A 4,634-nucleotide genomic window follows, 5' to 3' on the forward strand; every position below is an offset into this window, starting at 1 on the left:
AGAGCACCAGGTCGGCGCGCTTGCCGACTTCTACCGAGCCGATGTGCCGGCTCATGCCCTGGGTGATGGCCGGGTTGATGGTGTATTTGGCGATGTAGCGCTTCACCCGGAAATTGTCGTTGTCGCCTGTCTCCTCCGGCAAGCGCCCGCGCTGGCGCTTCAACTTGTCGGCGGTCTGCCACGTCCGGATGATCACCTCGCCGACCCGGCCCATGGCCTGGCTGTCAGATGACATCATCGAGAAGGCGCCGATATCGTGGAGGATATCCTCGGCGGCGATGGTTTCCCTGCGGATACGGCTTTCGGCGAAGGCCACGTCCTCGGCGATCTGCGGCGACAGGTGATGGCAGACCATCAGCATGTCGAGATGCTCGGCCAGCGTGTTGACCGTGTAGGGTCGCGTCGGATTGGTCGACGACGGCAGCACGTTGGGCAGCGATGCCACCTTGATGATGTCCGGCGCATGCCCGCCGCCGGCGCCTTCGGTGTGGAACGCGTGAATGGTGCGGCCCTTGAAGGCGGCGATCGTGTCCTCCACGAAGCCCGACTCGTTGAGCGTGTCGGTGTGGATCATCACCTGCACGTCGAACGCGTCGGCGACGGCGAGACAGTTGTCGATACTGGCGGGCGTCGTGCCCCAGTCCTCGTGCAGTTTCAGGGACGAGGCGCCTGCGAGGATCATCTCCTCAAGCGGGGCGGGAAGGGACGCATTGCCCTTGCCGGCGAGGCCGAGATTCATCGGGAAGGCGTCGAAACTCTCGATCATCCGGTGGATGTGCCAGGCGCCGGTGCAGGTGGTGGCGAGTGTCCCGTGCGCTGGCCCGGTGCCGCCACCCAGCATCGTGGTGATGCCCGACATCAGCGCTTCCTCGATCTGCTGCGGGGCGATGAAGTGGATATGCGCATCCATGCCGCCTGCCGTGAGGATCTTGCCCTCGCCGGCGATCACCTCGCTCGATGGCCCGATGATGATGTCGACATTGGGCTGCGTATCGGGGTTACCCGCCTTGCCGATGGCGTGGATTTTCCCGTCGCGCAGCCCCACATCGGCCTTGTAGATGCCGGTGTGGTCGACGATCAGCGCGTTGGTGATCACCGTGTCGACGGCGCCCGCGGCGCGCGTGACCTGGCTCTGGCCCATGACGTCGCGGATCACCTTGCCGACTCCGAACTTCACCTCCTCGCCATAGGTGGTGAGGTCGCGTTCCACCTCGATGAACAGTTCCGTATCCGCCAGCCGCACCTTGTCGCCGGTGGTCGGCCCGTACATCTGGGCATAGGTGGAGCGGGAGATGCGAGCGGGCATGATGGTCCTTCCGGGCGAGGCGCAGGGCGCCATTTGAACCGCCTAAGTTTGAGGCTGTCCAGCGCTTTGCCGTGAAAACCGGCAGAACGATCCCGACTTCGAGAACAAATTTGGCGAGGGCCCCGGGCAGGATTAAACTCCCCCGGGGCTGCTGAGCGCTGGAGGAGAACTTGCGCCATCTCGCAATGCTCGGTCTCGCCGCCGCTGCCGGCCTCGCGGCGGGCGGAGCCAACGCCGCGCCCTCGGTGGAACGCGGCGACTACCTCGTCAACTCGATCGCGGCCTGCGGGGCGTGCCACACTCCGGAAGACGCCAACGGCCCCATCGCCGGCAAGGCGCTGAGCGGCGGGCTGGCGGACAAGAACGCGCAGTACACGGCGATCGCGCCCAACATCACGCCGGCCGGCCCGGTCGGGAGCTGGAGCAATGCCGATCTCGCCAAGGCCATCCGCGAGGGCGTCCGCCCGGACGGGACGGTGATCGGTCCGCCCATGCCGTTCGAGGTCTACAGGGGCATCTCCGACACCGACGTCCAATCCATGGTGCTCTACCTGCGCACCGTGCCGGCGGTCGAGAACGACCCCGGCAATTCGCAGTACAGCATCCCGTTGCCGTCATGGGGGCCGCCGATCACCAGCGTCCCCGACGTGCCCGAAGGCGTGACGGTGGTGTACGGCGCCTACCTTGCGGGGCCGCTCGGACATTGCACCGTCTGCCACACGCCTTCCGGCGCGAATGGGCCGATGTTCTCGACGGAGCTGGGCGCGGGCGGGGTGGAATTCGACGGCTCATGGGGCACGTCGGCATCCGCCGACATCACGCCGACCGGGCTCTCGAACGACACCGACGCACAGATCGCGACGATGATCACTGCCGGCACGCAGCCGAACGGCCAAAAGATGTTGCCGCCGATGCCCTATGCCTACTACGCCCACATGACCCCGAACGACGTGCAAGCCGTCGTGCTCTATCTGCGATCGCTGCCGCCGCACTAGGAGGGAGAGGAGAGTAGAACCAGCCGGATCAGCCCAACATCGGGGTTGTGGGGTCCCTTGCCCCAAGAACCAGGCGAACAGCCCCAACACCGGTCTGTTGCGGTCGCGGTGGAAGGCCCCCTAGTTCACCTTCGGCTTTGTCGCCTCGGCCTTGCGATAGCTGGCGATCAGCAGCCCGAGCATCTCGTCGAGCAGGCCCTCGCCGGTGCGGACCTGCGCGTCCTTCTGGGTGCGGGCGACCAGCGACATGGCGAGCACCTGGATGGCGTAGGCGTGCTTGGCCTTTCCCTCCTTGTGGAAGTCGTTGCCCTGCTTCTGGAAATCGCTCAGCAGCTTGTCATAGACGGGCGGCACCATGTTGGCCTTGAAGGCTGCCCAGCTCGGCTGCCTCGCGCGATCGACGAGGCGGGCAGCGAGACTGCCGATCAGGAACATCGCCTCGGGGTCCTTGTCGCCATTGCTGCGAAAATCCTGCAGCATCGCCACGAAGCGCTCCTTGAAGTCTTCTTCCCTGCTGGCCATCGCCGTGTCGTATCCCGTTGAAACCGGCGCATCCCTAAACGAATCCAGCGGGATTGCCAAAGCTCTATGTCGTTTCGGTCCGGATTCTGAGCGTGGCCCACCCCCAACCTCATTCCCTCCCCACAAGGGGGAGGGATGCGCAAGAACTGAAGCATCAGTCGTCTCCCTCCCCCTTGTGGGGAGGGATCAAGGGTGGGGGTGGCACCACGCGCCGGCCGAGCAGCAGGGGCCTACAGCTTCCCCATGATCTTCTGCTGAAACCCGTACACCACCCGCCCACCCGAAATCGGCACCAGCTTCACCTCGCGCGCCTGCCCCGGCTCGAACCGCACTGCCGTCCCGGCCGCGATATCGAGCCGCATGCCGCGGGCCTGCTCGCGGTCGAAGCGCAGCCCGGCATTGGTCTCGTAGAAATGATAGTGCGAGCCCACCTGGATCGGCCGGTCGCCGGTGTTCGCGACCTCTATGGTCACCTGCGTCGCGCCCTGGTTGAGCTCGATCTCGCCGGGGACAGTAATGATTTCGCCTGGAACAAAGGCCATTGGCTCACCTGATCGGTTCGTGGACGGTGACGAGCTTGGTGCCATCCGGGACAGTGGCTTCGACCTGCACGTCGTGGATCATCTCGGCGATGCCCTCCATCACTTGCGCGCGGCTCACCACATGCGCGCCGGCTTCCATCAGGTCGGCGACCGAGCGGCCGTCCCGGGCGCCTTCGACCACATAGTCGGTGATCAGCGCGATGGCCTCGGGGTGGTTGAGCTTCACCCCGCGCTCGAGGCGTTTGCGCGCCACGATCGCGGCCATGGAGATGAGGAGCTTGTCTTTCTCGCGGGGCGTCAGGTTCATCGAAAATCCTAGAGATGCCAGAGGCGCGGCAGGGCGCCGGCGCCGGAGAGGTCGGCGATTATTGGCGTGATGATGCGGCGGAGCGCAAGCCCGGATGCGGCGAGCGCGCGGACGACGAGGCGTTCGCCGATGACGCTGGCGCCGGCTTCGCCGGTCAGTTTTTCGCGCACCCGGCCGAGTTTCTGCTCGGCGTCGGCGCCGACATAGAGCAGGGTGGCGAAGGCATTGGCGCCGGCGAGGAGGGAGATGCCGTCGCGCTCGTCGGCCTCGCCCCCGAGCCGCGTGGCTTCGGCATGGATCAGCCGGCCATTGCGGCGGATGCGCCAGTTGTCGCGCAGCCGCGCCGAGCGGGCCGTCTCGCCCATGGCCTCGCGGCCAAGGAGGATGGCCTCGATGGCAAAGAAGCTGGCATCGGGCGCCAGATCTACATCGAGGCTGCGGTCGAGCCGGGCGCCTTCGAAGAGGATGGTTTCCTGCGGCAGCCAGTCGAGATGCGCACCGGCGCCGACCGCGAGCCGGGTCCGGACATTGGCGTCGTCGCCGAGCGAGCGATAGACACGCTCGCAGGCCTGGGTCGTGAGGACGAGCTTGGCGCCCGGCGCCGCCCGGGCTTCCCAGCTGACGTCGTCGCCTCCAGTCAGCCCGCCCGCGGTGTTGATCAGCACCGCCTGCAGGCTCGCGTCATGCGTATGCGGCAGCCGGATCTTGGCGCAACCCTCCTGATAGAGGGTGGTCAGCCGCGTGCGCCCGTCGAGCACCTGCGTCTCGATGCGACCGCTGCCGTGGGCACGCTGGTGGCGGGGCAGGGGGAGGGCGGTCATCGGGCCCCCGATGGGCTGATGGCTGTGGCCCCCCACCCCTGACCCCTCCCCCCAAGGGGGGAGGGAGACCAGAACACGAGCGACAGTGTTTTCGTCTCCCTCCCCAGTAGGGGGGGGGGACAGGGGTGGGGGTCCACAGCC

6 protein-coding genes are annotated in these 4,634 nt (G+C 66.6%); 1 reads left to right on the forward strand and 5 read right to left on the reverse strand.

The genetic code is table 11. The features are described 5' to 3' along the window. A partial coding sequence (gene ureC / locus JWQ89_RS06970) for an urease subunit alpha (protein ID WP_299639584.1) occupies positions 1-1,306 on the reverse strand: 1,306 nt, incomplete at its 3' end. Between the two features lie 170 nt (positions 1,307-1,476). Between ureC and JWQ89_RS06975 the strand changes: the two genes are divergently transcribed. Beyond that, positions 1,477-2,301, forward strand: a complete 825-nt coding sequence (locus JWQ89_RS06975; protein ID WP_299639585.1) for a c-type cytochrome — start codon at positions 1,477-1,479, stop codon at positions 2,299-2,301. A gap of 120 nt (positions 2,302-2,421) precedes the next feature. Here the strand turns inward: JWQ89_RS06975 and JWQ89_RS06980 are convergent, their stop codons facing one another. The 4 genes from JWQ89_RS06980 to JWQ89_RS06995 form a co-directional block, all read right to left on the reverse strand. Further along, positions 2,422-2,823, reverse strand: coding sequence for a hypothetical protein (locus JWQ89_RS06980; protein WP_299639587.1), 402 nt, complete (start codon positions 2,821-2,823; stop codon positions 2,422-2,424). Positions 2,824-3,053: 230 nt separating this feature from the next. Further along, entirely contained in the window at positions 3,054-3,365 is a 312-nt protein-coding gene (locus JWQ89_RS06985) for an urease subunit beta (protein WP_299639589.1), read from the reverse strand. Between the two features lie 4 nt (positions 3,366-3,369). Next, positions 3,370-3,672 carry an urease subunit gamma gene (locus JWQ89_RS06990; RefSeq protein WP_299639591.1) on the reverse strand — a complete coding sequence of 101 codons (303 nt, stop codon included), beginning with the start codon at positions 3,670-3,672 and terminating at the stop codon, positions 3,370-3,372. An 8-nt stretch (positions 3,673-3,680) separates the two neighbouring features. Continuing rightward, positions 3,681-4,493: an urease accessory protein UreD gene (locus tag JWQ89_RS06995; RefSeq protein ID WP_299639593.1), complete on the reverse strand. Its 813-nt coding sequence runs from the start codon at positions 4,491-4,493 to the stop codon at positions 3,681-3,683. Positions 4,494-4,634: the final 141 nt, after the last annotated feature.

Origin of the sequence: Devosia sp. (assembly GCF_028290645.1) — a bacterium.
GTDB lineage: Bacteria > Pseudomonadota > Alphaproteobacteria > Rhizobiales > Devosiaceae > Devosia_A.

What these genes read in the sequence shown, in the direction of transcription:
- JWQ89_RS06985 (WP_299639589.1), bottom strand. Translation starts at nt 3,365, where the DNA reads ATGGCCTTTGTTCCAGGCGAAATCATTACTGTCCCCGGCGAGATCGAG.
- JWQ89_RS06980 (WP_299639587.1), bottom strand. Translation starts at nt 2,823, where the DNA reads ATGGCCAGCAGGGAAGAAGACTTCAAGGAGCGCTTCGTGGCGATGCTG.
- JWQ89_RS06995 (WP_299639593.1), bottom strand. Translation starts at nt 4,493, where the DNA reads ATGACCGCCCTCCCCCTGCCCCGCCACCAGCGTGCCCACGGCAGCGGT.
- JWQ89_RS06990 (WP_299639591.1), bottom strand. Translation starts at nt 3,672, where the DNA reads ATGAACCTGACGCCCCGCGAGAAAGACAAGCTCCTCATCTCCATGGCC.